Below are 24,844 nucleotides of genomic sequence, written 5' to 3'. Positions count from 1 at the left end.
CCGGCATCAAAAATGCACCAAAATCGGGCGAAATGCGGTGTTTAGCACAGCACCTGCGCTGTCGTCGGCAGAAAGTCTTGCCATCACAAATTACCTGATGCGGATAGCTGCACAGTGCATCGCCTGATCGGCGCAAATTTACCGGCTTTACCGGAAAGCCAGCGGCCGCTTGGCGTCTGATCTCGTCTGATGGCGAAGGATATCGCGTCCCCAATCCCCATATTCAGCTGACAGCCCGCTAGTTCGAAAGGACTAGCGCAGGCCGCAATATAACTAGCGGCGGCTGGTCTTCCGGTGAATAGGCAAATTTGCTGTGCTCTCTAGAATCTGATAGTGCCACTAACAGAATAAGTGAGAGAAAAAATGGCTACACCTGTGCCACCTTCTGCACCCATTGCAGAGTCAAAAAAATACTTCGTGCTCGGCAGCAGTACGCTGGCATTCACCGTCTGCTTCACCATCTGGATGATGTTCGGTGTGGTCGGGATTCCGATCAAAACCGCGCTGCAATTAAATGAAACCCAGTTTGGTTTGCTGACTGCCATGCCGGTGCTGACCGGATCGCTGGTGCGGGTACCGCTCGGTATCTGGACCGACCGTTTCGGTGGTCGTATTGTGTTTTTTATTCTGATGCTTGCCACCGTCATCCCGATTTACCTGATCAGCTATGCCACCGAATACTGGCATTTCTTAGTGCTGGGCTTGTTTGTCGGTCTGGCCGGCGGCTCGTTTTCGGTGGGTACACCGTATGTTGCACGCTGGTTCAAGCCGGAGCGCAAAGGCCTGGCGATGGGCGTGTTCGGTGCCGGTAACTCCGGTGCTGCTGTCAATAAATTTGTGGCGCCGGTCATCATTGCCAGTGCTGGCTGGATGATGGTGCCGAAAGTCTATGCGGCGCTGATGCTCGGTACGGCGATCCTGTTCTGGATTTTTTCTGCATCCGACCCTTCGCATCAGGTCGCTTCCAAAGAAAGCCTCGGCCAGCAACTGGCGATGCTGAAAGATTCCCGCGTGCTGCGTTACTGCCAGTATTACTCCGTGGTATTCGGTGGCTACGTTGGCTTAAGCCTGTGGATGGTGAAGTACTACGTCACTGAATACGGTCTGGATATGAAACAAGCGGCGTTGCTGGCTGCTTGTTTCTCTTTACCCGGCGGCGTGCTGCGTGCGCTCGGCGGCTGGCTGTCTGACCGTTACGGTGCTTACAAAGTGACCTGGTGGGTGATGTGGGTATGCTGGGTTGCGTTCTTCCTGCTGTCGTATCCGCAAACCGACTTCACGATTATTACCGTCAAAGGTCCGCAAACCTTCCATATCGGTATCGGCGTCGAAGCGTTCACCGCCCTGATGTTTACCGTCGGTATTGCGATGGCGGTTGGTAAAGCATCGGTCTTTAAATTTATCTCGGATGAATATTCGAGCAATATCGGCGCGGTATCCGGCATCGTCGGTCTGGCCGGTGGTCTGGGCGGCTTTATTCTGCCGATTATTTTCGGTGCAGCGCTGGATCTGACCGGTGTGCGCAGTTCCTGCTTCATGCTGCTGTACGGCACCGTCTGTGTGTCGCTGGTCGGTATGCACTATCAGTTCCGTCGTGAATCCATGCTGTCTGCGCAGGCTGCACTGGCAAAAGCTTAATTTTATTAATCAGGAGTTAACATGAGCCGCACAATTACTCACTGGGAACCGGAACACGCCGAATTCTGGCAGCGCACCGGCAAACAGGTTGCGAACCGCAATCTGTGGATATCCATCCCTTGTCTGATGTTGTCTTTTTCAGTCTGGATGCTGTGGAGCGTGGTTGCCGCCAATCTGGATAAGGCTGGTTTTCAGTTCAGCAAAGATCAGTTGTTTTTACTGACAGCCTTGCCGGCTTTGTCCGGCGCGACGCTGCGCATTTTCTACTCGTTTCTGGTGCCGGTGTTCGGTGGCCGTCGCTGGACCACGATCTCTACTGCCAGTCTGCTGATTCCAGCGATAGGCATGGGGATGGCGCTGAAAGACCCGACCACCAGCTACTCCACGCTGCTGGTGCTGGCGCTGCTGTGCGGTCTGGGTGGTGGTAATTTCAGTTCCAGTATGTCGAATATCAGCTTCTTTTTCCCGAAAGCCAGCAAAGGTTACGCAACGGGCATGAATGCCGGTATCGGTAATCTGGGTGTGTCCGTGGTGCAGTTTGTCACGCCGATGGTGATTTCCGGTGCGGTATTCGGTGCCAGCATTTCCGGTAACGGTTTTGAATTTCTGAACCCGAAAACCCATCAGACCGCCACCTTCTGGCTGGCCAATGCGGGTTTTGTCTGGGTATTGCCTATCGTAATTGCCACCATTGCTTCGTGGTTCTTTATGAATGATCTGGCAACTGCGAAAGCATCTTTTGCAGATCAGGCAGTGATTTTTAAACGCAAACACAACTGGCTGATGTGCTGGCTGTACATCGGTACTTTCGGTTCCTTCATCGGTTTCTCAGCGGGTTTTGCGATGCTGATCAAATCGCAGTTTCCGGAAATTGATGTCGCGAAGTTTGCCTTCCTCGGCCCTCTGGCAGGTGCGCTGGTGCGTCCGGTAGGCGGCATTATTTCCGACAAAATCGGCGGTGCGCGTTTAACGTTCTGGGTGTTTGCCGCAATGGCAGCGGTGATTGTGGCAGGTATCGTACCAGCCCTGCACAGCCACGACTTCACGCTGTTTCTGGCTTCGTTCATCGGCATGTTTATCTTAACCGGCCTCGGTAACGGCTCTACATTCTGCATGATCCCGCTGATCTTTTTACAAATGAAAGAACGCGCAGCCGAAGGTAAAGGCCAGCCGGCACTGGCACAGGCACGTCTCGAAGCATCGAAAGAATCCGCAGCAGTACTCGGCTTTTCCGGCGCGATCGGTGCCTACGGCGGCTTCTTTATTCCGCAGGGTTTCGGCACCTCGATCAAACTGACCGGCAGCCCCGACATGGCCTTGTACACCTTCGTCGCGTTCTATATCACCTGCCTCGTCATTACCTGGTGGTTCTATTCCCGCAAAGGCGCAGAAATGCCTTGCTGATTCTCACTGTTGTGGCACTTGTGGTGTTTGCCCCCTCATTGCAGAGGGGGTTTTTGTTTGTCGCTCGTAAATTCAGGATACCGGTGAGTTGCAAGCTTTAAGTGAAATAGTCTGCTGCGTCCATAGAACAGATGTTCCATAGCTTGCCATTTGCAGCCCGCATAGCATAGGTCGCATCAATCAAAAATCTGCAAGGAGAAACGGATGAATAAGAAACTGATGTGCGTTGCGATCGCTGCTGTCATGCTGGCAGCCTGCTCAAAAAAACAAGAATCAAGCGCTACTTCTGCTGCAGCGGCACCACAGCCACCAGCACAATCCGCTAGTGCAGCGGGATCAGAGCAAAAAGCGATGCCAGTCGCTGCAGCACCAAAGGCAGATAAATCCGTACCGTTCAGTGATTACAAAAAGCTGACTGACGGCAAACAGCTGATGTTTGCGTATTACGCTGCCTCAACAGCACCGGTGGAATACGAAAAAGTTGCCGCCATTCTTGAGCCGCAAAAATATGTTTACGAGCAGGATGAATTTAAACGACGTGACGTGCTTGCAGCATTAAAACCGCAAATTGATGCCGCAGTGGAAAAAGCAAAGCAATCGAAATACTACAAAATCGCGGTCGGTAGCTCTTCTGATCTGGATAAATATGATTTTGAATCGAAGTCATTTCTTTGCAAGTCCGTGCCTTTCGACGGTGCAACCCAGTTCTTTACGGATGGTACCAATGAATACCGCTTTACTTTCGCGAATGGCGAGGCTTTCCGTAAGTTTAAAATCGACAATGAAGAGCTGGCTCGTAAACTCGAAAGTCTGAGAACAAAATATAACAGCTTCGACGTTGTGGCTTACTTCTTCGCTGGCGACACCAAAATCGGTGAAAAAACCATCAGCGGTGAACTGATGAAGCTGCAAATCGTTGATAAGCAAGGCAACGTACTGGCGGAGCAATGATGAAGAAAAGCATTCTCGGTATTGCCGCAACTGCGTTGCTGGCCAGCAGTGCATTTGCGCAAAATCTGGACCGCGATCTGCGCAAAGCAGTCGATGGTTACACCGCACTGGTCACCAATCTGCAGGCAAATAATAATCTGCCGCAGATTGAATGGTCTTCGTATGTGAAAACCACTGATGTGGATGAAGCGTGGACAGTTTCCGCCATTCCGGGCTTGTTCGCGTTCCGCCACATTGCGCCGAATATGGATAAGAATCCGGCAGAATTTGAAAAATGGATGAAGAACAAAGGCTATTTGTTCGAGTCCCGTGCCATTGTTTTATTTTTACCGAACGGTGCCGGTTTCATCACCCGCACCGGGATGTACAAAAAAAATCCGGATGCGCTGATTGTGTACGACAAAGATAAAGGCTATCGCAATGGCGCAGACGCTTTGCCATATCTGGCCCAGATTCTGCCACACATGCATCTGGACGACTTACCAAAAGTCGGCAATAAGAAGCCAACTTTCGTGCTGATCAGCAGCCCGTCCTGCCCCTACTCAGCTGCGCTGGATCCGAAACTGGTGGAAAGCGGTTTATCGTTTCGTGTTAACGTCACCTTCGGCGTCAATCCGATGAAAGATTATCCGTATGTAAACCGCGTTTACTGTGCGAAAGACAAAGTTGCCGAGTGGCGCAAACAAGTGGCCACCAAACCGTTGCCGGATATCAAAATGTTTGACGCACAGTGCGACCGTCAGGAACTGGCCCGCTACGAAACCGCCGACCTGAACCTGCTGACCGGCGAAAACTTACCAACACCATCATTTGTATTTGCCGACGGCACCATTTTGTCCGGTGCCGATAAGCTGGAGCAAGTCAAACAAAAATCGCAGGAAATGGAAAGAAAGAAACTATTCTTCCAATAAATCGGTTTATTTTTGAGAGACTAAAAGCCCCTCTGTTTTTGCATCGGGGCTTTTGGTTTCTTCTGTTATCGCACGAAGTATGTTTGTGCGTATCTCCATCCAATCTCCATAATTCCTCCCCGTATTCTTAAAACACTGTCTGTATGCTGGGTTGACAGAAGCAAGCAGGTGTTTGCGCTTGCCTGATGCATAACGGACGGAGAGCAGCGGAAGATGAAAAGACGTGAATTTCTTGCAATGGCAGGCGGACTGGCGCTGGCGGGTTGTGGTGGTGCAGGTGGTGACGGGCAATCCGGTGGGCAAACCGGCGGCGGTACTCCACCGGCAGCACTGCCGGTGATTGTGATCGGTGCCGGTATTGCAGGCTTGGCTACTGCGCGCCAGCTGGCGGATGCCGGTAAAAAAGTAGTGGTGCTGGAAGCCCGCAATCGTCTGGGTGGTCGTATTCATACATCGTCAAAGTGGGTGGATGCACCGCTGGATCTGGGCGCTACCTGGATACATGGCGATGGTGCAGCCAATCCGCTGACTGGCCTCGCGCAAAAGGCAGCTGCCCGCACAACCACCACCAGTTTTGCCCGCGACACGGCTTACGATGCAGACGGCCATATACTGATCAGTGCGGAACAGGCAACGATGACACGCCTGCGTACTGAGATACGTGCCGCAGTCACTGCATATCAGGAATCCACCAGCGATGCACCTTTGCGCGATGCCATTTACCGTGGTGTTGACTATGCAAACAAAGTGCCGTTTGAGCAGCGTCTGACAGATCATCTGATCAATACGACCTATGAACATGAATACAGTGGCCCGGCCACGGAATTGTCTGCACTGAACTTTGACAGTGACAGCCGCTTCACCGGTGATGAACGTTTGTTTCTGGATGGTTATGGCGTACTGACCAGCTATCTGGCGAAGGGCCTGGATGTGCGGCTGGAGCAGGTTGTCAGTGCCATCAATTACAGCAATGAAACTGTGACGGTGACGACTGGTCAGGGGACGATACAGGGAACTGCAGTGTTGGTGACTGTGCCGCTGGGTGTGTTGCAGTCCGGTGCCATTCAGTTTTCACCGGCGCTGCCAGCAGATAAACTGAACGCAATCAACGGGCTGGGCATGGGAACGCTGAATAAATGCTATCTGCGGTTTCCGGTGGCTTTCTGGGATACCAGCGCAGACTGGATTAACTATGTGCCTGCAGCCGCCAACCGGGGTGAGTGGGCAGAATGGCTGAGTCTGGCGCGTGTTACCGGTAAGCCGGTTTTGCTGGGATTTAATGCTGCTGATTACGGGCGCAGTCTGGAAAAACTCAGTGATAGCGAAATTGTGGCGCGGGCGATGCAAACCCTGCGCGCAATCTATGGCAATGCGATTCCGGCACCGGTGGACTGGCAGATTACCCGCTGGATGAGCGATCCGTTTGCGCGTGGCGCATACTCGTTCAACAAACTCGGCGCACCAGCCGGTGCGCGGACTACACTGGCAGCACCGCTTAGCCGCCGGGTGTATTTTGCCGGTGAGGCGACGGATGCGAAATATTTTCAGTCGGTACACGGTGCGTATCTGTCGGGATTACGTGCAGCGAATGAAGTATTGAATCAGAAAACTACCTGAGCGGGAGTACAGTATGAAACGCAGAACCTTATTGAAAGCCGGAATCGGATTGTCACCATTGCTGCCACTGACCGGTATGGCTGCCTTACAGAGCGGACAAAAAAACAGTGCGCAGGTGCTGGTGATCGGTGCCGGTATTGCCGGTCTGGCCGCCGCAAGGCAGCTGCGCGACGCTGGCAGCGATGTGATCGTACTGGAAGCCCGCGAACGTACCGGCGGACGTATTCATACCTATGCCAACTGGCGTGGTCCCGCGGTGGATATCGGTGCATCGTGGATACACGGCGCCGGACCTGCCAATCCGGTGGCAAAGCTGGCACGCAAAATCGGTGCACGTACCGTCACCACCGATGCCGAAAAAGCAGAACTGTACAACGGCGATGGTACGGCGCTGAGTGCACGCGATGAAAAGAAAATCGACAGCATCCGTCGGGAGGTCAGCGAAGCCATTGCTGAGCAAAGCCGCCGTGGCCCGGATTCATCGCTGCGCAAGCTGGTATATGCCGAAACTGACTATGAAACACGCTCGGCACTGGAACAGCGCATCATCGACTTCACGCTGAATTCTAATTATGAACACGAGTACAGCGGATCGACTGACCAGTTATCCCGACTCTGGTTTGATGACGGTGGCTCTTACGCCGGTGATGAAGCGATTTTTCTGGATGGCTATAAAGTCATTACGGATTCGCTGGCGGCGGGGTTGGATATCCGCTTACGTCATGAAGTCACGGCTGTCCGTTACGGTGAAAAAGAAGGGGTGACCGTAGAAACAAGTCAGGGCGTGTTCACCGCATCCGCTGTCATCGTGACGTTGCCACTGGGTGTACTGAAGGCTGGTAATGTCCGCTTTGTTCCGCCTTTACCGGCAAAAAAACAGGCCGCCATCAATCAGCTGGGTTTTGGCGTGCTGAATAAATGTTGTCTGCTGTTTCCTGAGGCTTTCTGGAATACCGGTCTGGACTGGCTGCAACACCTGCCGCGCACAGGTCACGCCGGTGAATGGGCAGAATGGGTCAGTTTTGCCAGACCTACCGGCAAGCCCATGCTGATGGGGTTTAATGCTGCCGATGTGGGTACCAGGATAGAGGGCTGGAGCGATGAAAAAATCATTCAGAGCGCCGTCTCCACGCTGAGTACGATGTTTGGCAAGCCAGTACCGGCACCGCTGGACGCCGTGATCACCCGTTGGAAATCGGATCCGTATGCCCGTGGATCCTATTCCTTCAATGCCGTTGGCTCGACACCGGCACAGCGCGATGACCTGGCAAAAAATATCAGCGCCAGAGTGTTTTTTGCCGGTGAAGCGACTGAGAAGAAATATTATCAGACCGTACATGGTGCGTATCAGTCCGGCTTACGTGCCGCCGATGAGATTCTGAAGCTGAATCTGCGCCGGTGACGACAACGCCAGCGCTGTAATCTCCCCTGTTTTTCCGGCCAGCATGGTCAGCCGTTTTTGCGCTACTCAGCGCAGGTGGCGGCTCGTCTCTGAGTCCGGAAAAACACGACATAGTTTGTTTCTCAGAATCGACCCGCCGTGCACGCCGCAGTTTTATCCTTTCCTGTTAATCAGGATATTCAGAAATTCATTGATGCTTCTGTTCACGACATTATTTCTGCCCGATACGCGCATCAGCCTTTTGGTGCATTTGGTAAATGTGCCATGTATGCGATTGTCGGCGCGCAAGTGCTGACGCTGCTGACCGGCAGACAATGCGAAGCAGTATGCGGCGGACAGATTATGGATTGCGGCGGAGGGCGCAGCATGATTATCGCGCCGGGGCGACAAGAAATCCGCCAGGCCAGACATTTGTCCGATCTGCGCATGTACCATTGCTGGATACAGGTGTATTTGCCCGATGAAGTCGTATTTGACCCTGTTGTGGTGGATTTTTCGACGCGTTACGACCCGCAGTCTGCCGCCTTATTTAAGATCGATTTTTCTGCGGAGCTGCAGAGGGACTTTATCTGGTGCAGGCTGAGCGACTTTGATAAACCTATCCCGGCATCACTGGAAGCTATGCATCAGCGAAGCGGACAGCGACCGGCATGGCTGTGGCGTGATGCCCGCTGCGAAGCCTTGCTGAAACAATTTCAGCAAGACAATGCCGCACAGTTTGCAGCAATCACATCGGCGGTTTTACTGAATTTCGTGCATCGTGTAGAGACTGCAATGGCAGACTCAACGACGACGTCAACGACAACGTCAACGTCAACGCTCGTCGCACCGGCGGCGTCTGAATATTCATTTTGACAAATATCCGGCAGCCACCGGCCAGCGGAGTTCAAACACACTGCCACCCTGTGCATTGCGATAGCAAACTGCCTGTCCGCCATGCGCATGGGCAATGGTCTGTACCACCGCCAGCCCCAGTCCGCTGCCGCGTGCAGCGGTATTTTTTGCAGGTGCCTGACGGAAAGCATCAAACACAAAAGCGATAAAATCTTCCGGGATACCCGGGCCGGAATCTGATACTTTCAGCAGATAAGTCTGCGCACTGACTTCTGTGCTGACAGTGATCTTGCCCGGATCAGCATGCTGTCGCGCATTATCAAGCAAGGCAATCAGCGCCTGCCGTATCCGGATCGGATCGCAGCGGAATACGCCTGCCTGCAAATCCAGAACCAGCGTTTGTCCCTGTTGCGCCATCTCGTTACGGAACAGGTCTGCAACGGCAGTCAGTTCGCTGACCAGACAGGTATCCTGCAGCGTTAACAGTAAATGTCCGTTTTCTTCCAGACTGACAATGCGCAAATCTTCGATCAGACGGGCGAGCCCATCCACATGCCGCAATAATTGTTGAAACTGCGCGGCATCTGCAGTGAACACGCCATCGGCCATTCCTTGCAAGCGGCCTTTCAGTATCGTTACCGGAGTGCGCAGCTCATGGGCAATCGCAGCATTCCAGAATTTCTGTTCGCCGGACACACGTTCCAGTTGTGCTGCCAGATGATTAAAATTGCCTGCCAGCGTCGCGATTTCGCTCATGGAATCTGCGCGTACATCGGCACGCGCCTGCAAATTACCGTCTGCGATATCGCGCAAACCTTCAGCGACGGCGTTTAAGGGGTGCAGAATGCGTGCGGATAATTTAAAAGCTGCTATAGCGGCCAACAATAAACCAATCAGTGTGATGCCTGCCATCCAGACCCATTCCGGGCCGCTGGGCACCAGATTGTCATTCGTATAGCTTTCCGGCCAGTAGGTTTCAAGGAGATAGCAAAGGATATAGGAAGTCAGCAGCACCAGAAAGGTGACTGTGAACGCAATCGCCGTCATCGATAACACAATCTGCCGGTGCAGGCCGCTGATTTTCATGCTTCACTCCACAAACGGTAACCAACGCCGCGCACCACCGATGGCATCCCCCGTACACCGCAATCTTCCAGTTTTTTGCGCAATTTGCTGATGTGGCTGTCTACCGTTCTTTCCAGTGCATCACCCTCCGGCAGCGAATGCTGCAGTAATTCGGCTCTGGAAAATACGCGTTTCGGGGCGCGCGCCATTTGGCACAACAAACGGAATTCCGTCAGTGTCAGCTGCAAATGCCGCTGATTCTGCGCATGACTGATACGCACTTCGTGTTGCGTCAGATCGATTTCCAGTGGACCCGCCCGCAATACTGTTGCTGCCCGCTCTGCGCTGGCAGGCTGATAACGGCGCAGCACAGCGTTGACCCGCGCAACCACTTCCGCCGGATTAAACGGCTTGACGATATAGTCATCGGCACCGATGCGCAGTCCGGTCAGTTTATCCAGATCGCTGTCCATCGCGGTAATCATCACCACCGGCGTATCACCACGCTGACGCAGTGCTGCCAGTACCTGCCAGCCATCCATGACTGGCATCTGAATATCCAGCAGCACCAGATCCGGCTTCAGTTGCCAGTGCAAATCCAGTGCTTCTGCACCATTCGCAGCCGTGATGGTGCGCATGCCGTTGCGCTGCAAATACGCCACCAGAATATCGCAAATATCCGGCTGATCTTCAGCGATCAGAACCAGTCTGGCAGCGCCGTGCGCGGAGATACAGGAATCCGGGCTGAGAAAAGGTGTTGCAGGAAAGTTCATACAGGAGCGTGGTTGAAGCCGGTCAGCCTTGCGGCGCAACAGGTGGTGCACAGAAAAAAAGCGAACACATTAGTCTAGAGGAATCCGCGTTTCTGCCAAATCCTTTCGAAGCAGCACACTAAAACTGTCTGAACAAGCGCAACACCTGCGCCTTAACGCGACCTTTCCCCCGTGTTTTCCGTTTCATTGTTTGTGATTTGTCATGAAAAACGACTTGAGCGAATGTGCCCCGAAGGCAGCGACTGACCGCAAAAAAACTCGTTCCGGCACGGATGCGTAAAGCAGAAATATGACCGTTGTATTAAGGTCGTGACAAGAATGCAAAAAGTTTATCGCATGCTACCTGACGGGGATTGTTGTGCGCTGTATGGAATTTGTCTGGCGGACTAACACTGCTTTCGCCAGACTGCGCAGCGCTTTGCTTCGCAGCCAGTATCGACAACCCCACAACATGGACAGCTTACTTATGAAAACTACCGTTCACACCCGCATCGCCAGTGTTCTGGCACTTTTCAGCATCGTCGCAGTCAGTCAGAGCGCAGTCGCGCAAACCGCGCCGGACAACAAAGGGCAGGCGAGTACCGTGGTCGGTTTCGGTGCCGGATATGTTCCCGAGTACGATGGTGCGCAAAAGCGCCGTGCGATACCCGTGTTGTTTGGCGAATACCGCAATGGTGAGGGATTTTTTGTCAGTTCCATGCGCGGTATCGGCATGGAAAAGCAAGCCGGTGAATTCGGCGTCAGCGCGGCGCTCAGTTATCGCGGCGGTCGCAAAGATCAGCGCAGTAACAGCTCGTTGTTTGGTTCGGATGATCTGAAGGGCATGGGAGATATTCCGGGATCGGCGGTGGCGAATCTGGAAGTGTCGACTTTGCTTGCGGGGCAGGTCAAACTGTATGCGGGCGCTAATCTGGCACTGAGTAACAGAGATAATGGGAACAGTTTTAAATTCGGTGTCAGCCGTCTCATTTTTCAGACCAGTGCGGATCAGGTTGGTCTGGATTTTTCTGCGGAATACGCAGACCGTAAATTTAATCAGACTTACTTTGGTGTGACAGCGCAGCAAAGTCAGAATTCCGGCTACCGCGCTTACAGTCCGAAAGCGGGTCTGAACCAGATGAGTGCCAGTATTGCGTGGAATCACGTCATCGACAGTCGCTGGTCGGTGCGTACCATGGCCGGCGTTACCCAACTGACCGGTGATGCGGCGAACAGTCCGATTGTTAAAAACAAAGTCAACCCGATGTTGATCAGTACGGTGAATTACCGTTTCTGACGCGCTGCATTTCAGAACAGGCAGGCGACATCACGCAAACAGCCGTAACTTCCGCCCGGAAGTCACTGCTGTAGCGCCAGTCGCACCGGATTGTCTACCAGCCTGTGCAAAAATCATCATCACCGGTTTCCGGACAGCCAGACTTTCCGCCGGCGAGCGCTAAATGCCTGTGCGAAAATCCGCATTTGTACCTGAAACTGACCAGAAAACGGTTTGAAAGGTATTCGCAGACGAGGAAGTGCCGCCGAAAAAGCGGCATTTGTTCTCTGAAACACGAAAAAACCCTCAGGTTTTCCGCGTTTTGGCAGGTATTTGTTGTAGTCTGTACAGCTTTTGCGGCAGTGAGTGCTGTTTAGCTGCACAGCACGACTCTGAGCGCATTACGGTTATAAAAAAAATGAAATCTGACAAAGTGCGCTCGCGGCGAATTATTGCGCCGGACTGAGAAGTGTCTAAACAGAATGTGTTGCCCCACCACACCTCAAGCGACGTGGATTAAGCTGGAGTGTACGAACAACCATGCTCAGAGCCGAAGATGGCTGAAGTTGTGATTGATCAGGCGCACTTCAGCCCGGATGGACAGTACAGATTTCAGTTTTTTGATGCCATAGTCGTATTGCACACCCCGGAATTCAGATAATGAAAAAGTCTACAAACAAGAGCACAAAGCGCTACGCATTACAAAAGTGTTTCGCGGTCACACTGATGCTGGTGGCGGGATATGCCTTTGCGTCCGAAGACCCGTTGCGTGCGCGTATTCAGTCGCAGGACGCTGAGCGTTTCGCAGCATTGTTTCGGGCAGGTAAAGTCAGTGGCGCAGAATTACAGGCGGGCTATCTGGATGGTGCGGGGCGCGGCGTGCAGATATTTACACCGAACCGTATTCTGAACGCCACGCATTTAGCGCAACAGGTTGCGAAGCGCAAAGCGGATTATGCCCATGCGGTAGCGACATGTCTGCCGATGGTAAACGGACTGAACGCGGAATTACGCGCGATTTACCTTGCATACCGCGGGCTGTTTCCGGAGTTTCCTTTACCGCAAGTGCATCTGGTGTTCGGCGCTGGTAACAGTGGTGGTACGGCGCGTGCTGACGCGCAAGTGCTCGGACTGGAAGTACTTTGTAAAGAAGGGACGACTGCGGCGCAGTTCCGCACAACTATGCGCAGCTTCTTTGCACATGAAACCGTCCATACCTGGCAAAGTGCAGGGAATGGGCCGGTTGCGGATCGCTTACTGTCCTCCGCGCTGCGGGAAGGCGTACCGGAGTTGCTGGCGGAGCTGGTAACAGGCGCAGATCCGGATCCGGATACAGAAGCCTGGGCGCGACCACGTGAGGCAGATATCTGGCGGCGTTTTTCAGAAGACCGTGTTCTGATGCAAACTGGCGATGATAAAGAGAAACGTGCGGCTTACCTGCGCTGGTTTTCAAATGCTGGTCAGCGTTTTGACGGATTGCCGGAAGGCTGGCCCGCTGAGCTGGGATACTGGGTGGGGCGCAATATTGCGCGTGCTTACTTCACACAGGCATCGGAAGAGCGGGAAGCTTTACTGACCCTGATTGCGGCCAAAGATCCGGCAGCAATCCTACAGCGCAGCGCATATGCACCGCGCTGACGCCATCCGCTCTGACCGACTCTGACAGTGGCAATGAAGCACCGGGCGGCGGACGCCATTGTGGCGCTTACTGTGCAAAAATCATCATCACCGGTTTCCGGACAGCCAGACTTTCTGCCGGCGAGCGCCAAATGCCTGTACTCAGATCCGCATTTCAGGCCAAAATGGCCGGAAAACAGCCGGAATTTTCCTAGTGCCGCAGATTCGCGCGATGATGGTGGATGGCAAGCCGGGAAGTCAGCGCTGAATTGCTGTTTTCAGCAAGCGATGTTTCATGCCTTCGGAGAGCCAGAGCGACTCGTCATGATGAACAATAAATGCATCCACATTTGGCAGGGCTGCCAGCATCTGACGTGCGCGTGCACTGCCTGCCACCATGAGCGCCGTACCGAGGCCGTTGATATCTCGTAAAAGGGAGGAGGTATGATGCGCCACCAATGCCAGTCCGTGCGGGCCTCGCGTAGGTAAACCAGTTTCCGGATTCAGAATATGATGCTGACGCTGTCCATTTTCAAAGAAAAAGCGTTCATAGTCTCCCGATGCAGCAACTATTCCATCACTAAGCGCGATCTGCCCCAGCAGTGCTGCCGGTTGACGCGGATCACGTAAACCTATGCGCCACGGTTGCTGATTTAGCTTGCCTTTGACAAAAACATCTCCGCCACCGTTCAGCATAGCGTTCTCAACCCCCATATTTTCGATGACTTTTAAGCCCGCCTGCAGAATCGGAAGTTTTGCGATCCCGCCTAAATCGAGACGCATACCTCTTTTCTGCAGAAAAGCTGTTTGTCGCAACGGATCAAGAATCAACTGATCTGCATTTACCAGTAGCCTTTGCTGCGCCAATTGCAATGATCCGGGGCTTCGGTCGAATGTGCCGTCAAACCGCCAGTCCTTATAAGCCCCGACGGTCGGATCGAATGCACCATGACTCAGCCGGGCCCGCTCTTTCGCCATGCGAAGGACGCTGAACAATTCCGGCGGTACCGGAATCGGACGCAGACCTGAGGCATAGTGCAGGGCATTGACGACGGACGCTGTATGAAAACGGCTCATCATCTGCGAAAGTCGTTCCATCTCCTGCACAGCGGCACTGGCTGCCCGCCTCAAAACACCTGCATCATTGCCCTGGAGGCAGATTTCCAGTTGCGTACCCATCAAAATTTTCGTTATACGAAGGATATCGCGCTGGACCGGAGGGGCGGCGACAACGACACCGCAGGCAAAGGCGGGTAAGGACAACAACAGACGCCGGCGCTGCTGAACGCAGGAGTCGTTACGGATGGCGGAGACGGGCTGTTGTCGCATGTGTGAATCCTCGCAATATAACGATTAACGTGACTGATTCACCATAAAGTCCACACCAGCTTTGACTTCGTCATCACTAAGTGACGCTGCGCCGCCACGGGGCGGCATTTGACCTTTTGCACCGGTAAATCCCTCGATAGCATGTTTATATAAAACATCCATACCTTGCTGAATTCGCGGCGCCCAATCAGCTTTATCACCGGGTTTCGGAGCACCGGCAACATTTGCTGCATGGCACATAGAGCAAGTTGAGCCGTAGACTTTTTTCCCCAACGGATTTTCAGCAACTGCCTCTGTCGCCGGGCTGGCTGCTGCTGTACTGCTGGCAGACGGACCGGACTCTTTCGCGGTCGTATTTTCAGCGGATTTGTTACAGGCACTCAAAGATACTGCGGCGATAAGTAAACCTAAGATTAGCGTTGTTTTTTTCATTTCTTAAATCCTCGTCATGGCGAAATAGTGGGTACCGGATATCGGTCTGAATACTTAAAAAGATACATTAAATGCGTATGGAGAATTTTCAACCAATATCAGGTTTGCAGTAAATCAACCTGAAATAACAAATTTACCCGCGTATGTTTTTTCTTGACTCGCGTCAATTATTTTTAGTGCACCTCAGTAGCATGATTCGGAATGCATTCGTCAATTCTTAAAAAAGTCATTTTATGAAAAATTCAAATAAAACCTGATATCAGGAACTTTTTTAAAAAGATCATTTTGAGTGTCGGGCATTTACGGCTCAAATCTGGAATTAAATTCTTCTGTGAAATACATGGCTTTCAACTTGTTTTTCGATTTTTAAGTGAGTATTCGTACTGTTGACATGAGGGGTTAGTAATGAGTGAAGATAAGAAAATAAAAAGTGATAGTGCTGCACTGACGAGCCGTCGGAGTTTTCTGAATACTGCTGCAATAGCAAGCCTTGGTGGCCTGGTCGCCTGTTCTGAGAAACCTTCGTCTATGGCAGCATCGGCTGCAGGGTCGGCCAGCGCACATGCACAGGGAAATTCGAATCCTGCGCACTTAAAGCCGGGTGAACTGGACGAATACTATGGTTTATGGAGTGGCGGTCACACGGGTGATATGCGTGTGCTGGGCATCCCGTCCGGGAGAGAAATTTTACGTATTCCTTGCTTCGTACCCGATGCTTTGGTCGGCTGGGGTATCACAAACGAATCTAAAAAAGTGATGGGAACCAAGCCGGATGGTAGTTTGAAATATACCGTCGCAGATACGCATCACACCCATGCCTCTTATAAAGACGGAAATTACGATGGACGCTATGCATTCATCAATGACAAAATAAATTCAAGAATAGCGCGTATCCGGCTCGACTATTTTATTTGTGACAAAATTACTGAGCTGCCGAATGTACAGGGTTTTCACGGAATTTTCCCGGATAAACGCGATCCTGTGGATCCGAAAATTAACTATACCACCCGTGTTTTCTGTGGTGGTGAATTCTCGGTGCCATTACCAAATGCTGGTACTGAAGACAGTAGCCAGTATCGTTCATTGTTCTCTTGTGTGGATGCAGAAACAATGGAAGTGCGATGGCAGGTGCTGATTGATGGCAATTGCGATCTGGTCGCGACTTCGTACGATGGTAAGCTGGCTGCAACCAATCAGTACAATACTGAAATGGGTGTGCATTATGAAGATATGATGTCAGCCGAACGGGATGCCTGCCTGTTTTTTAACGTCGCGCGTATTGAAGAGGCTGTTAAAGCCGGAAAATTTAAAACTATCGGTGATTCAAAAGTACCTGTCGTCGACGGAACTCATGCTGCAAACAAAGACCCGAAGACGGCATTGACAGCGTATGTCAGCGTACCTAAAAACCCGCACGGTGTGAATGCGAGCCCGGACGGAAAATATTTCATTTGTGCCGGTAAATTATCACCAACGGCTACGGTAATTGATCTGTCCAGAGTGCTGGACTGGTTTGACGGAAAGCTGGAAAAAATCGACGGTGCAATTGTCGCTGAAGTAGAACTGGGACTGGGACCTTTGCATACAGCGTTCGATGGACGCGGAAATGCATTTACTACCTTGTTTCTGGATTCGCAGATTGTGAAATGGAATGTGGCTGCAGCGATTAAGTTCCACAGCGGAGATAAAACGGCGAAGTACGTGGTTGACCGGCTTGATGTGCAATATCAGCCCGGTCACTTAAATGCATCGCAATCGGAAACAAAGGCAGCGGATGGTAAATATCTGGCTGTAGGTTGCAAATTCTCGAAGGACCGCTTCCTGCCTGTCGGACCTTTACATCCTGAGAATGAGCAGTTGATCGATATCTCCGGTGAGAAAATGGTTCTGATGGCAGATCACCCTGTGCGTGGTGAGCCGCACGATTTCATCATTTTTAAACGTGATCTGGTACGTCCTAAACAAGTTTACGATCTGAATGAATTCCCGTTAGCGGTAAAAGATGCCAAAGATTCCGGTGTGGTCAGAAACGGTAAAAAAGTGACAGTCAGGCTGACTTCGCTGGCACCGGCATTCAGTATGCGGGAGTTCAAACTGAAGAAAGGTGATGAAGTTACCCTGATTTTAACGAATCTGGACAAGATCGAAGATCTGACTCACGGCTTCGCCATTCCTAAATACAATATTAATTTCATTGTCAATCCACAAGAAACCGCCTCGGTCAGCTTCATTGCTGATAAGCCGGGTGTGTTCTGGTGTTATTGCACCCATTTCTGTCATGCACTGCATCTGGAGATGCGCACCCGCATGATTGTTGAAGCTTAACCGGTAGTTGTAGCTCAGGTGGCGTTTGACCCAGGTCGGGCGCTGCCTTTTTTATTTTAAAGCACATCAAATCAGAGACTCTTCAAAATTCAGGTCAACACCGCTTTTTTAAGAGTGGCGATATGTTTTTGATGAATTTTAATGAAAAAACGCAGCATCGTTTTTATCAGGCGGTTCCGCGCATAAGAGCGTGGCATTCTGCAGATCAGCTTCGTAAAAAAAATCTGTTCTCGGCTGATATTTTCCGCGGTATATCGGTGGTATAGCGGATTGTCTGAAGATTGCATTCGTAAGGAAATGAGCATGGTTTTCAGGTGTATGAGTGGCGTGTCCGGCAGGTCATCCGTATGGATGACAATGTGTATGCAAATAATTTCCTGTCTGATGATATACGGGCTCATGCCTGCATTCAGTTATGCCAGTACAGGTGCATATGAGGCGGTACTACCCGAAAATCTGAAAACAGCAAAAAATATGTGTGCGCTGGTGCCATGCGGGGAAGTATTTCCGGGTGCAGCAATATTCTCAGAGCGTCTTGGAAATCCCCCATACGTCGAAGCATACAGTGAGCAAGGCGGACAAAAAAAGCTGATCGGCTATGTGATGTTGTCTACGGATATCACTGACACGCCAGCGTATTCCGGTAAGCCGGTTGTTACGCTGATTGGTATGGATATACAGGGGAAATTTGTCGGTATCAAAGTGCTGAAACATTCGGAACCGATTTTATTACTGGGTATTCCTGAGGCTGCTTTACTGAAATTCAATCAGCAATACATAGGAAGATCGGTCGCCGACAAGATCGAAGTGGGGCCCGGCCGGCCCGCTGAAGGGATACTTGGAGTCGACGCAATTTCCGGTGCAACCGTGACCGTGATTGTGCAGAATCAGGTCATGATGGCAGCCGGAACGGCCGTGGCAAAGCAGGTTGGTATTCTGGCGCCAACGGTAAGACTGCAACCGGATTACAAGATAAAAAATAAAAAATATAGCTGGAGCGAGCTTGTCAGCCTGGGCAGTATAAAAAAAATTCTGGTGCATACCGAGCAGGTAGGTCTGCCTAAATCAGAAACACCATTTATTGAAATGTGGTTCGGAGATCTGAATCATCCGGATGTCGGCATCAGTGTGCTGGGTGAAGAAAATTACCGTAATTTGCATGCCCATCTGAAGGAGAGTGAACATGCCATTTTTATTATACGCAGCAACGGTAATGAATCTTTTAAAGGATCGGGCTTTGTGCGCGGCGGAATGTATGACCGGATACGGGTAAAGCAGGGGGCGGATTCTTTTACATTCCGTGATTTAGATTATGTGAACTTATATGGTGTACAGGCACAGGGCGCACCCGCATACAATGAATCCGCAATTTTCATCATTCGTTCTCAGGCGTTTTCACCGGCATATCCGTGGACTCTTGCATTTCTCGGTAACCGGATTGATCGTGCAACCGGCGCAAAAAGCTTTGCAAATTTTGAGCAGACTTTATGGCTTGCGGATGAGCTTTTCAACGGAGATCGGCCTCAGGCAGATGCAGATGATGCCGCGTGGATTGGTATCTGGAAAAGCCGGGCGCTGCCTGTCGCTTTGTTTGTTCTGTTGCTGATGTCGGTGACAGTTGTATATGCATTCCGTGAAAAACTGACGCGCCGGGCCACACTCAAAAATAAATGGCCGGTCAATCTGTTTAAATACAGCGCGTGGCTACTGAGTATCGGTTTTGTAGGCTTCGGTGCAATGGCTCAGCCTTCTATTACACAGGTGCTGACCTGGTTTCATTCCATTTTGTTCCAGTGGACGTGGTCGCTGTTCCTGAGTGATCCGTTTATTTTTGTATTCTGGATTTTTATTATTCTGACTGTTTTCCTGTACGGACGAGGTTTATTTTGCGGGTGGCTTTGCCCGTTTGGATCGCTCTCCGAAGCATTGTATAAAGTTGCCGGAAAAATCGGTCTGAAACGCTTTCAGTCGCATGTTCCGCACGCGGTTCACGATAAACTGAAGTGGCTGAAATACGCGATATTTCTTGGACTGTTATCGGTTTCTCTGTTCTCTATGGGGCTTGCCGAAGTATTGGCGGAGGTCGAACCCTTTAAGACCACGTTTCTGGTCGGCATCACGCATCGTGCGTGGCCTTATGGTCTATTCGTATGCGTATTGCTTGCTGTTTCTTTGTTTATCGAGCGCCCCTACTGTAAGTACATCTGTCCTCTGGGTGCAGCGCTGGCCATTCCCAGTACATTTCGCTGGTTTGGTCTGAAACGTAAGCAGGACTGCAACTCCTGTAAGGCCTGTGCGGTTGGCTGCGGTTCACTGGCAATTGATAAGAATGGCCGTATAGATCATCGTGAATGCCTGCATTGCCTCGATTGTATGGTGCTGTATACCGAACCGCATGCTTGTCCGCCTCTGGCGAAAGAGCGGAAGCAACGCGAGAAAGCGGGCCTCAGAATGACGCCGATAGGAAAAGACGGGTATTTCATTCCGATACAAGAAATCAGGAATGTGCCGAAGGCCGGCCCTGATCCGCGTATGGCAAGTGAACCTGTTTATCCCGCGCATTTAACGCAGTCTCGCAGATGGGGGTGGCTGATGCAGGAGCTGAAGCACCATTTGTGGCCATGGCAACGCACTGCCTGGCAAAAAAATAAAATATGGCAATTAACCGGATTCGTCGTCGCCGCCGGTGTGAGTCTGGCATGGATTTTTGCGGCAATAGGAAAACTGGCGTCCGGTGTGATCATTGCATTGTGGTTTGGCTGGAGCATGTATGAGCTTGTGCTGCGTATGCTGAACCAGCGCTATGTCAAAGAAGGTCCCTGGTGGCGTGCGCAGTACCGTTACGCCAGTCTGATGGATATGTTCAGTTATGTCTGCTTTAAAAATCTGATCATCGGTGCGGCCCTGTTCTTAATACTCAAATTTTTCTCCGGTCTGAATGTATGAGGATTTCTCTGAAAAGATGGTATGTGTTACTGCTGTTCGCTTTTTGGGGCGGCACCGCAGCCATTACTCATGCCAAGACAGTATTAGTTAAAGCAGGAAGCTCATTACAGGCTGCGATTTCCGATGCACAGGACGGAGATGTGCTGGAGATTGAACGTGGCCTGTATGTCGGGAATTTTCTGGTTAATAAGCGACTGACATTGCGTGGCCTGAGAAGGCCCACGCTGAGCGGGGGGATGCACGGCGATACCATACGGGTAACCGCTCCCGATGTTGTTCTGGAGGGACTGATCGTACGTGATTCCGGTGACAGCTTAAAAGATCAGAATGCCGGCATTTATATTTTTCCCGGCGCACACCGTGCTGTCGTTCGGAACAGTGAGCTGACATATAACCTGTTTGGTTTATGGATAGAAAAGTCAAATGATGTGTTGATCGAAGCTAATACTATCACCGGTAAGCGTGATTACAATTCTTCTCAGCGCGGCAACGGGGTTCAGTTATATAACACCAATGGCGCAAAAATTCTCAATAACCATATCAGTTTTGTGCGCGATGCCTTATATGTTGATGTTTCACATCATGCGCTTTTTAAAGGGAATAAATTGCATCACAGCCGCTACGGCAGCCATTACATGAATTCTTACTATAACGTGTGGGAAAACAATGACAGTTACTATAACCGTGGCGGACTGGCGCTGATGGAAACCCGTGATCAGATCGTCAGAAATAACCGCACCTGGGGCAATTCAGATCACGGCATCATGCTGCGTACCATTCAGGATTCCGTGATTGAAAATAATATTATTGCGGGCAATAACCGGGGCTTGTTTATTTACGATGTTGGCTATGTCACGCTGAAAAATAATCTAGTGGTTGATAACCGTGTCGGTGTGCATTTGTCTGCAGGTTCTAACTATAACCAGGTAGAGGGGAACGACTTCGTCGCAAATCGCGAGCAAGTCCGCTATGTCGGTGCGAAAGATGAAATTTGGGGCGTGCGCACAGGAAATTACTGGAGTAACTATGCTGGCTGGGATCGCAATGGTGATCAGCGTGGCGATCTGGCATACGAGGCAAATAATCTGGTGGACAGAATGAACTGGCGTTATCCGAGCTCGCAGTTGCTGGCGGGAAGTCCGGCGGTGCAGGTATTGCGTGGTGTTTCGCAGCAATTTCCGGTTTTGCGTGTTCCCAGTGTTGTGGACCCGCATCCGCGTATGCACCCCGGCAACAATAATATTGGCCTCTGGTTTGGAATGCATTATCCGGGAATGTAGAACGATGAACATGGAAACGAAGGAAGTTTGCGCACTGTTGGCAGATGCAGTACCTCAGAGTGAGACCGTCAGCGTGATACAGGTGCGCGATGTCAGTAAGCGCTATGGCGATCTGAGCGCGGTAAAGAATGTGAATTTATCCGTACACCAGGGCGAGATATTTGGTCTGATCGGTCACAACGGTGCCGGCAAGAGTACGCTGTTTAAAATGTTGCTGGGACTGATTGCTCCCAGTTCAGGTGATTTGCTGATTAACGGTAAGTCGGTACAGGGTCGCCATTTCCGGCAGGTAAGGCGTCAGATCGGTTATCTGCCCGAAAATGTCGTTTTATACGACAACTTAAATGGTCTGGAAACTTTGCAGTTTTTTGCAAAACTGAAGGGTATGAATGGACCTGACAGCCGCAATCATTGCCTCGAAAGGCTGACCGAAGTGGGGTTGGAACACGCAGGCAGCAAGCCGGTCCGGGAATACTCAAAAGGTATGCGTCAGCGACTCGGGTTCGCCCAGGCATTGCTCGGGCAGCCCGAAGTGCTTTTTCTGGATGAACCTACCAATGGTCTGGATCCGCAGGCGATACGTGATTTCTATACAGTGCTCAACACGCTGAAGCAGCGCGGCGTGACGATCATGATCACCTCACACATTCTGGCTGAGTTGCAGGAGCGGGTGGACAAACTGGCGATTATGGCTGCCGGGCAAATACAGGCAATTGGCAGTATTGATCAGTTACGAAAAAAAGCCCATCTGCCTTTGACTATGCGGGTAGTCATTGCTGCACACAATATCAGCAAGCTGCAAGCGCAACTCAGCACTTTTTTTGACGCCGGCGTCAGCACACGTACCTTAACTGATGGTTTAGAGGTGCATTGCCCGCGTTCGTACAAAATGCAGGTGCTGGAAAGAATGATGGAAATTCCTGGTCTGGTGCAGGATATGCATTTGCAGGAAGCGACACTGGAAGAAGTTTTTTTCGGAATATCGGATTAGGAAACCATGATGGAATGGATGCAGGTATTCACGCTGGCCGGTAAAGAATTTCGTGACCGTTTAAGAAATCGCTGGGTACTGGTGGTCGCGCTGGTATTTACCGTATTTTCTCTGGTGATTACATACTTTGGCGGTGCGCAACAGGGGCAGGTCGGTATGAAGTCGATCGAGATTACGATCACCAGTCTGGTCAGTCTGGTGATCTATCTGATTCCTTTGATTTCACTGCTACTCGGTTTCGATACTATCGTTGGTGAGCGGGAACGAGGCTCACTGGATTTGCTGTGTGCTTTGCCGGTGACGCGGTTTGAAATTCTGCTCGGTAAATATCTGGGACTGGCCGCGACACTGACAGTATCTCTGACACTGGGTTTTTCACTTGTCGCATTACTGATGCTGCAGCAGTTCGGCTGGACGGGTTTAAGTGCTTACTTATCTTTCGTAGGCAGTTCAGCGCTTCTGGGACTGGCTTTTTTAAGTATGGCAGTGTTGCTCTCTGTCGTGACCAGAGAACGTACCCGCGCATCCGGGCTGGCCATCGCCTTGTGGTTTTTCTTTGTTCTTGTCTTTGACTTGTTGTTGCTTGGTGCGCTGGTCAGCACGAGCGGACATTACGGGGCAGATATTTTTGCTTATCTGCTGTTGCTGAATCCGACCGATGTGTTCCGGATTATTAACATTTTTTCGCTGGATGATATCCGTACTGCATATGGTTTCAGCAGCATTATTCCGCCACTGCTGGCAAAGCCCTGGGTAATGGTTCTGGTGATGCTGCAATGGATAGTTCTTCCTGTATGGCTGGCACAATGGAGATTTAAATCGTGAAATTCAAAAAAGAAGTTTTCGGCTCTTATGTTCTTGCGGCATTCGCACTGACCGGAGTTCTGAGTTTAAGTGCTTGTGACGAAGATAAGGCGGCCAGGCAGGCAGCTGCCAAAGAAATTACAGAAAAAGAGATCTGCAGTCTGGATGGTATGACGCTGGCGGATTATCCGGGACCAAAAGCCCAGATTAAGTACGAAGGTGAAAAAGACGTCAGCTTTTTTTGCGACACCATAGAGTTTTTTCATGCGGTGCTCGCGCCTGAGCAGGTACGCAAGATCGAAAGCATGTATGTGCAGGATATGGGCAAAGCTAACTGGGATAATCCGCGTGAATACTGGATGGAGCCGTCAAACGGGTATTACGTCGTTGGCAGCAAGCGTCAGGGGTCTATGGGGCCGACTATCGCCAGTTTTTCTCAGGAAGCCGATGCAAAAAAATATATGAGCGAATGGGGCGGGAAATTGTTACGGTTTAAGGAAATCAATAAAGGTATGGTGGATTTAAGTGGCGGCGCCTTGCACGACGAAAAAATGTAATTCCAGATGTTTGCTTGCTGCTCCCGGAAGCCGTTCATCCCGGCAGTGATTTGTATCATGCAGAAATCCTCATTATTCATTTTCTGAGGCCCGGACTTTTCGCCGGCGAGCGCCATATCCCTGTGCACAGATCCGCATTTCAGGTAAAAAATGGCATGAAATACGGATCTGACAGCCAAATCGCGGCGGCCGAGTTTACAAGCCCAGTTCGCTGAGACCGGGGTAATCATCCGGGCGGCGGCCCTGTGGCCAGAAGAACAGGCGCTGGTCATCCGTGATCCGCAAGTCGTTGATACTGGCATGGCGCTTTGCCATCAGGCCATTCGCTGCGAATTCCCAGTTTTCATTACCGTAAGAGCGGAACCAGTTGTCCTGATGATCGCGCCATTCGTAGGCAAAGCGCACGGCGATACGGTTCTGATCATGCGCCCAGATTTCTTTGATCAGGCGGTATTCCTGTTCTTTTTCCCATTTGGCGCTTAAAAAGGGAACGATTTGCTCACGCCCCTGCAGAAACTGATCGCGATTACGCCAGAGACTGTCTTCGGTGTACGCCAGCGACACTTTTTCCGGATTACGCGAATTCCACGCATCCTCAGCAAGACGCACTTTTTGGATCGCAGTTTCCAGCGTGAACGGCGGTGTGAGAATGATGGCGGATGCCGGTACGGCGTTGGTTTGCATGGTTTTTCCTTTCATATGAATCAGAATAT

The 24,844-nt window shown here is 51.2% G+C and carries 21 protein-coding genes; 15 read left to right on the top strand and 6 right to left on the bottom strand.

Annotated elements, in window-relative coordinates; genetic code table 11:
• Positions 1–363: 363 nt before the first annotated feature.
• From IE092_RS06475 to IE092_RS06445, 7 genes are all read left to right on the top strand, one after another.
• The gene (locus IE092_RS06475) at positions 364–1,638 is read left to right on the top strand and encodes an MFS transporter (RefSeq protein WP_189356210.1); all 1,275 of its coding nucleotides are present in this window, start codon (positions 364–366) and stop codon (positions 1,636–1,638) included.
• A gap of 21 nt (positions 1,639–1,659) precedes the next feature.
• Positions 1,660–3,042 carry a NarK family nitrate/nitrite MFS transporter gene (locus IE092_RS06470; protein ID WP_189356209.1) on the top strand — a complete coding sequence of 461 codons (1,383 nt, stop codon included), beginning with the start codon at positions 1,660–1,662 and terminating at the stop codon, positions 3,040–3,042.
• 204 nt (positions 3,043–3,246) lie between these two features.
• Positions 3,247–3,993 (top strand): DUF4852 domain-containing protein, encoded by a 747-nt coding sequence (locus IE092_RS06465; RefSeq protein WP_189356208.1) that lies wholly within the window; start codon positions 3,247–3,249, stop codon positions 3,991–3,993.
• Positions 3,990–4,904, top strand: coding sequence for a thioredoxin fold domain-containing protein (locus tag IE092_RS06460; protein ID WP_189356207.1), 915 nt, complete (start codon positions 3,990–3,992; stop codon positions 4,902–4,904). The genes IE092_RS06465 and IE092_RS06460 overlap by 4 nt, the downstream gene beginning before the upstream one ends.
• Before the next feature lie 213 nt (positions 4,905–5,117).
• A complete protein-coding gene (locus IE092_RS06455) occupies positions 5,118–6,521 on the top strand; it encodes a flavin monoamine oxidase family protein (protein WP_189356206.1) in 1,404 nt (467 codons plus the stop codon).
• A 13-nt stretch (positions 6,522–6,534) separates the two neighbouring features.
• Positions 6,535–7,923 (top strand): flavin monoamine oxidase family protein, encoded by a 1,389-nt coding sequence (locus IE092_RS06450; RefSeq protein ID WP_189356205.1) that lies wholly within the window; start codon positions 6,535–6,537, stop codon positions 7,921–7,923.
• Between the two features lie 138 nt (positions 7,924–8,061).
• Positions 8,062–8,778 carry a hypothetical protein gene (locus IE092_RS06445; RefSeq protein ID WP_189356204.1) on the top strand — a complete coding sequence of 239 codons (717 nt, stop codon included), beginning with the start codon at positions 8,062–8,064 and terminating at the stop codon, positions 8,776–8,778.
• On the opposite strand, the gene IE092_RS06440 is transcribed toward IE092_RS06445, so the two are convergent.
• Positions 8,770–9,843, bottom strand: coding sequence for an ATP-binding protein (locus IE092_RS06440; protein ID WP_189356203.1), 1,074 nt, complete (start codon positions 9,841–9,843; stop codon positions 8,770–8,772). The two genes, IE092_RS06445 and IE092_RS06440, sit on opposite strands and share 9 nt — an antisense overlap.
• Positions 9,840–10,595: a response regulator gene (locus IE092_RS06435; protein ID WP_189356202.1), complete on the bottom strand. Its 756-nt coding sequence runs from the start codon at positions 10,593–10,595 to the stop codon at positions 9,840–9,842. The genes IE092_RS06440 and IE092_RS06435 overlap by 4 nt, the downstream gene beginning before the upstream one ends.
• Before the next feature lie 466 nt (positions 10,596–11,061).
• On the opposite strand from IE092_RS06435, the gene IE092_RS06430 reads away from it, so the two are divergent.
• Entirely contained in the window at positions 11,062–11,871 is an 810-nt protein-coding gene (locus IE092_RS06430) for a MipA/OmpV family protein (protein WP_189356201.1), read from the top strand.
• Between the two features lie 639 nt (positions 11,872–12,510).
• A complete protein-coding gene (locus tag IE092_RS06425) occupies positions 12,511–13,488 on the top strand; it encodes a gliding motility protein GldB-related protein (protein WP_189356200.1) in 978 nt (325 codons plus the stop codon).
• 237 nt (positions 13,489–13,725) lie between these two features.
• Here IE092_RS06425 and IE092_RS06420 read toward each other — a convergent pair whose 3' ends face one another.
• Positions 13,726–14,796, bottom strand: coding sequence for an FAD:protein FMN transferase (locus IE092_RS06420; protein WP_189356199.1), 1,071 nt, complete (start codon positions 14,794–14,796; stop codon positions 13,726–13,728).
• A gap of 24 nt (positions 14,797–14,820) precedes the next feature.
• Positions 14,821–15,228 (bottom strand): c-type cytochrome, encoded by a 408-nt coding sequence (locus IE092_RS06415; protein WP_189356198.1) that lies wholly within the window; start codon positions 15,226–15,228, stop codon positions 14,821–14,823.
• 405 nt (positions 15,229–15,633) lie between these two features.
• Between IE092_RS06415 and nosZ the strand changes: the two genes are divergently transcribed.
• Positions 15,634–17,553, top strand: coding sequence for a TAT-dependent nitrous-oxide reductase (gene nosZ, locus IE092_RS06410; protein ID WP_189356197.1), 1,920 nt, complete (start codon positions 15,634–15,636; stop codon positions 17,551–17,553).
• Between the two features lie 89 nt (positions 17,554–17,642).
• On the opposite strand, the gene IE092_RS06405 is transcribed toward nosZ, so the two are convergent.
• On the bottom strand, positions 17,643–17,954 hold the full coding sequence (locus IE092_RS06405) for a hypothetical protein (protein WP_189356358.1): 312 nt from the start codon (positions 17,952–17,954) through the stop codon (positions 17,643–17,645).
• On the opposite strand from IE092_RS06405, the gene IE092_RS06400 reads away from it, so the two are divergent.
• From IE092_RS06400 to IE092_RS06380, 5 genes are read left to right on the top strand one after another with little or no spacing between them, the layout of a single operon-like run.
• Positions 17,953–20,499 (top strand): NosR/NirI family protein, encoded by a 2,547-nt coding sequence (locus IE092_RS06400; RefSeq protein WP_373295320.1) that lies wholly within the window; start codon positions 17,953–17,955, stop codon positions 20,497–20,499. The two genes, IE092_RS06405 and IE092_RS06400, sit on opposite strands and share 2 nt — an antisense overlap.
• Positions 20,496–21,779 (top strand): nitrous oxide reductase family maturation protein NosD, encoded by a 1,284-nt coding sequence (locus IE092_RS06395; protein WP_189356196.1) that lies wholly within the window; start codon positions 20,496–20,498, stop codon positions 21,777–21,779. Before IE092_RS06400 ends, IE092_RS06395 begins: the two co-directional genes overlap by 4 nt.
• A gap of 10 nt (positions 21,780–21,789) precedes the next feature.
• Positions 21,790–22,770 carry an ABC transporter ATP-binding protein gene (locus IE092_RS06390; protein WP_189356195.1) on the top strand — a complete coding sequence of 327 codons (981 nt, stop codon included), beginning with the start codon at positions 21,790–21,792 and terminating at the stop codon, positions 22,768–22,770.
• A 9-nt stretch (positions 22,771–22,779) separates the two neighbouring features.
• On the top strand, positions 22,780–23,595 hold the full coding sequence (locus IE092_RS06385) for an ABC transporter permease (protein WP_189356346.1): 816 nt from the start codon (positions 22,780–22,782) through the stop codon (positions 23,593–23,595).
• Positions 23,592–24,131 carry a nitrous oxide reductase accessory protein NosL gene (locus IE092_RS06380; protein ID WP_229793063.1) on the top strand — a complete coding sequence of 180 codons (540 nt, stop codon included), beginning with the start codon at positions 23,592–23,594 and terminating at the stop codon, positions 24,129–24,131. Before IE092_RS06385 ends, IE092_RS06380 begins: the two co-directional genes overlap by 4 nt.
• 195 nt (positions 24,132–24,326) lie before the next feature.
• Here IE092_RS06380 and IE092_RS06375 read toward each other — a convergent pair whose 3' ends face one another.
• Positions 24,327–24,815, bottom strand: coding sequence for a nuclear transport factor 2 family protein (locus tag IE092_RS06375; protein WP_189356194.1), 489 nt, complete (start codon positions 24,813–24,815; stop codon positions 24,327–24,329).
• Positions 24,816–24,844 lie beyond the last annotated feature (29 nt).

Source organism: Cognatundibacterium squillarum (assembly GCF_014652435.1).
Taxonomy (GTDB): domain Bacteria; phylum Pseudomonadota; class Gammaproteobacteria; order Burkholderiales; family Burkholderiaceae_D; genus Undibacterium; species Undibacterium squillarum.
This window is presented reverse-complemented; position numbering and strand designations above follow the sequence as displayed.

Bases quoted from the DNA above. Each gene is read 5' to 3' on its own strand.
- IE092_RS06475 (WP_189356210.1), top strand. From the start codon at position 364: ATGGCTACACCTGTGCCACCTTCTGCACCCATTGCAGAGTCAAAAAAA.
- IE092_RS06470 (WP_189356209.1), top strand. From the start codon at position 1,660: ATGAGCCGCACAATTACTCACTGGGAACCGGAACACGCCGAATTCTGG.
- IE092_RS06465 (WP_189356208.1), top strand. From the start codon at position 3,247: ATGAATAAGAAACTGATGTGCGTTGCGATCGCTGCTGTCATGCTGGCA.
- IE092_RS06460 (WP_189356207.1), top strand. From the start codon at position 3,990: ATGATGAAGAAAAGCATTCTCGGTATTGCCGCAACTGCGTTGCTGGCC.
- IE092_RS06455 (WP_189356206.1), top strand. From the start codon at position 5,118: ATGAAAAGACGTGAATTTCTTGCAATGGCAGGCGGACTGGCGCTGGCG.
- IE092_RS06450 (WP_189356205.1), top strand. From the start codon at position 6,535: ATGAAACGCAGAACCTTATTGAAAGCCGGAATCGGATTGTCACCATTG.
- IE092_RS06440 (WP_189356203.1), bottom strand. From the start codon at position 9,843: ATGAAAATCAGCGGCCTGCACCGGCAGATTGTGTTATCGATGACGGCG.
- IE092_RS06435 (WP_189356202.1), bottom strand. From the start codon at position 10,595: ATGAACTTTCCTGCAACACCTTTTCTCAGCCCGGATTCCTGTATCTCC.
- IE092_RS06430 (WP_189356201.1), top strand. From the start codon at position 11,062: ATGAAAACTACCGTTCACACCCGCATCGCCAGTGTTCTGGCACTTTTC.
- IE092_RS06425 (WP_189356200.1), top strand. From the start codon at position 12,511: ATGAAAAAGTCTACAAACAAGAGCACAAAGCGCTACGCATTACAAAAG.
- IE092_RS06420 (WP_189356199.1), bottom strand. From the start codon at position 14,796: ATGCGACAACAGCCCGTCTCCGCCATCCGTAACGACTCCTGCGTTCAG.
- IE092_RS06415 (WP_189356198.1), bottom strand. From the start codon at position 15,228: ATGAAAAAAACAACGCTAATCTTAGGTTTACTTATCGCCGCAGTATCT.
- nosZ (WP_189356197.1), top strand. From the start codon at position 15,634: ATGAGTGAAGATAAGAAAATAAAAAGTGATAGTGCTGCACTGACGAGC.
- IE092_RS06400 (WP_373295320.1), top strand. From the start codon at position 17,953: ATGCCTGCATTCAGTTATGCCAGTACAGGTGCATATGAGGCGGTACTA.
- IE092_RS06405 (WP_189356358.1), bottom strand. From the start codon at position 17,954: ATGAGCCCGTATATCATCAGACAGGAAATTATTTGCATACACATTGTC.
- IE092_RS06395 (WP_189356196.1), top strand. From the start codon at position 20,496: ATGAGGATTTCTCTGAAAAGATGGTATGTGTTACTGCTGTTCGCTTTT.
- IE092_RS06390 (WP_189356195.1), top strand. From the start codon at position 21,790: ATGGAAACGAAGGAAGTTTGCGCACTGTTGGCAGATGCAGTACCTCAG.
- IE092_RS06385 (WP_189356346.1), top strand. From the start codon at position 22,780: ATGGAATGGATGCAGGTATTCACGCTGGCCGGTAAAGAATTTCGTGAC.
- IE092_RS06375 (WP_189356194.1), bottom strand. From the start codon at position 24,815: ATGCAAACCAACGCCGTACCGGCATCCGCCATCATTCTCACACCGCCG.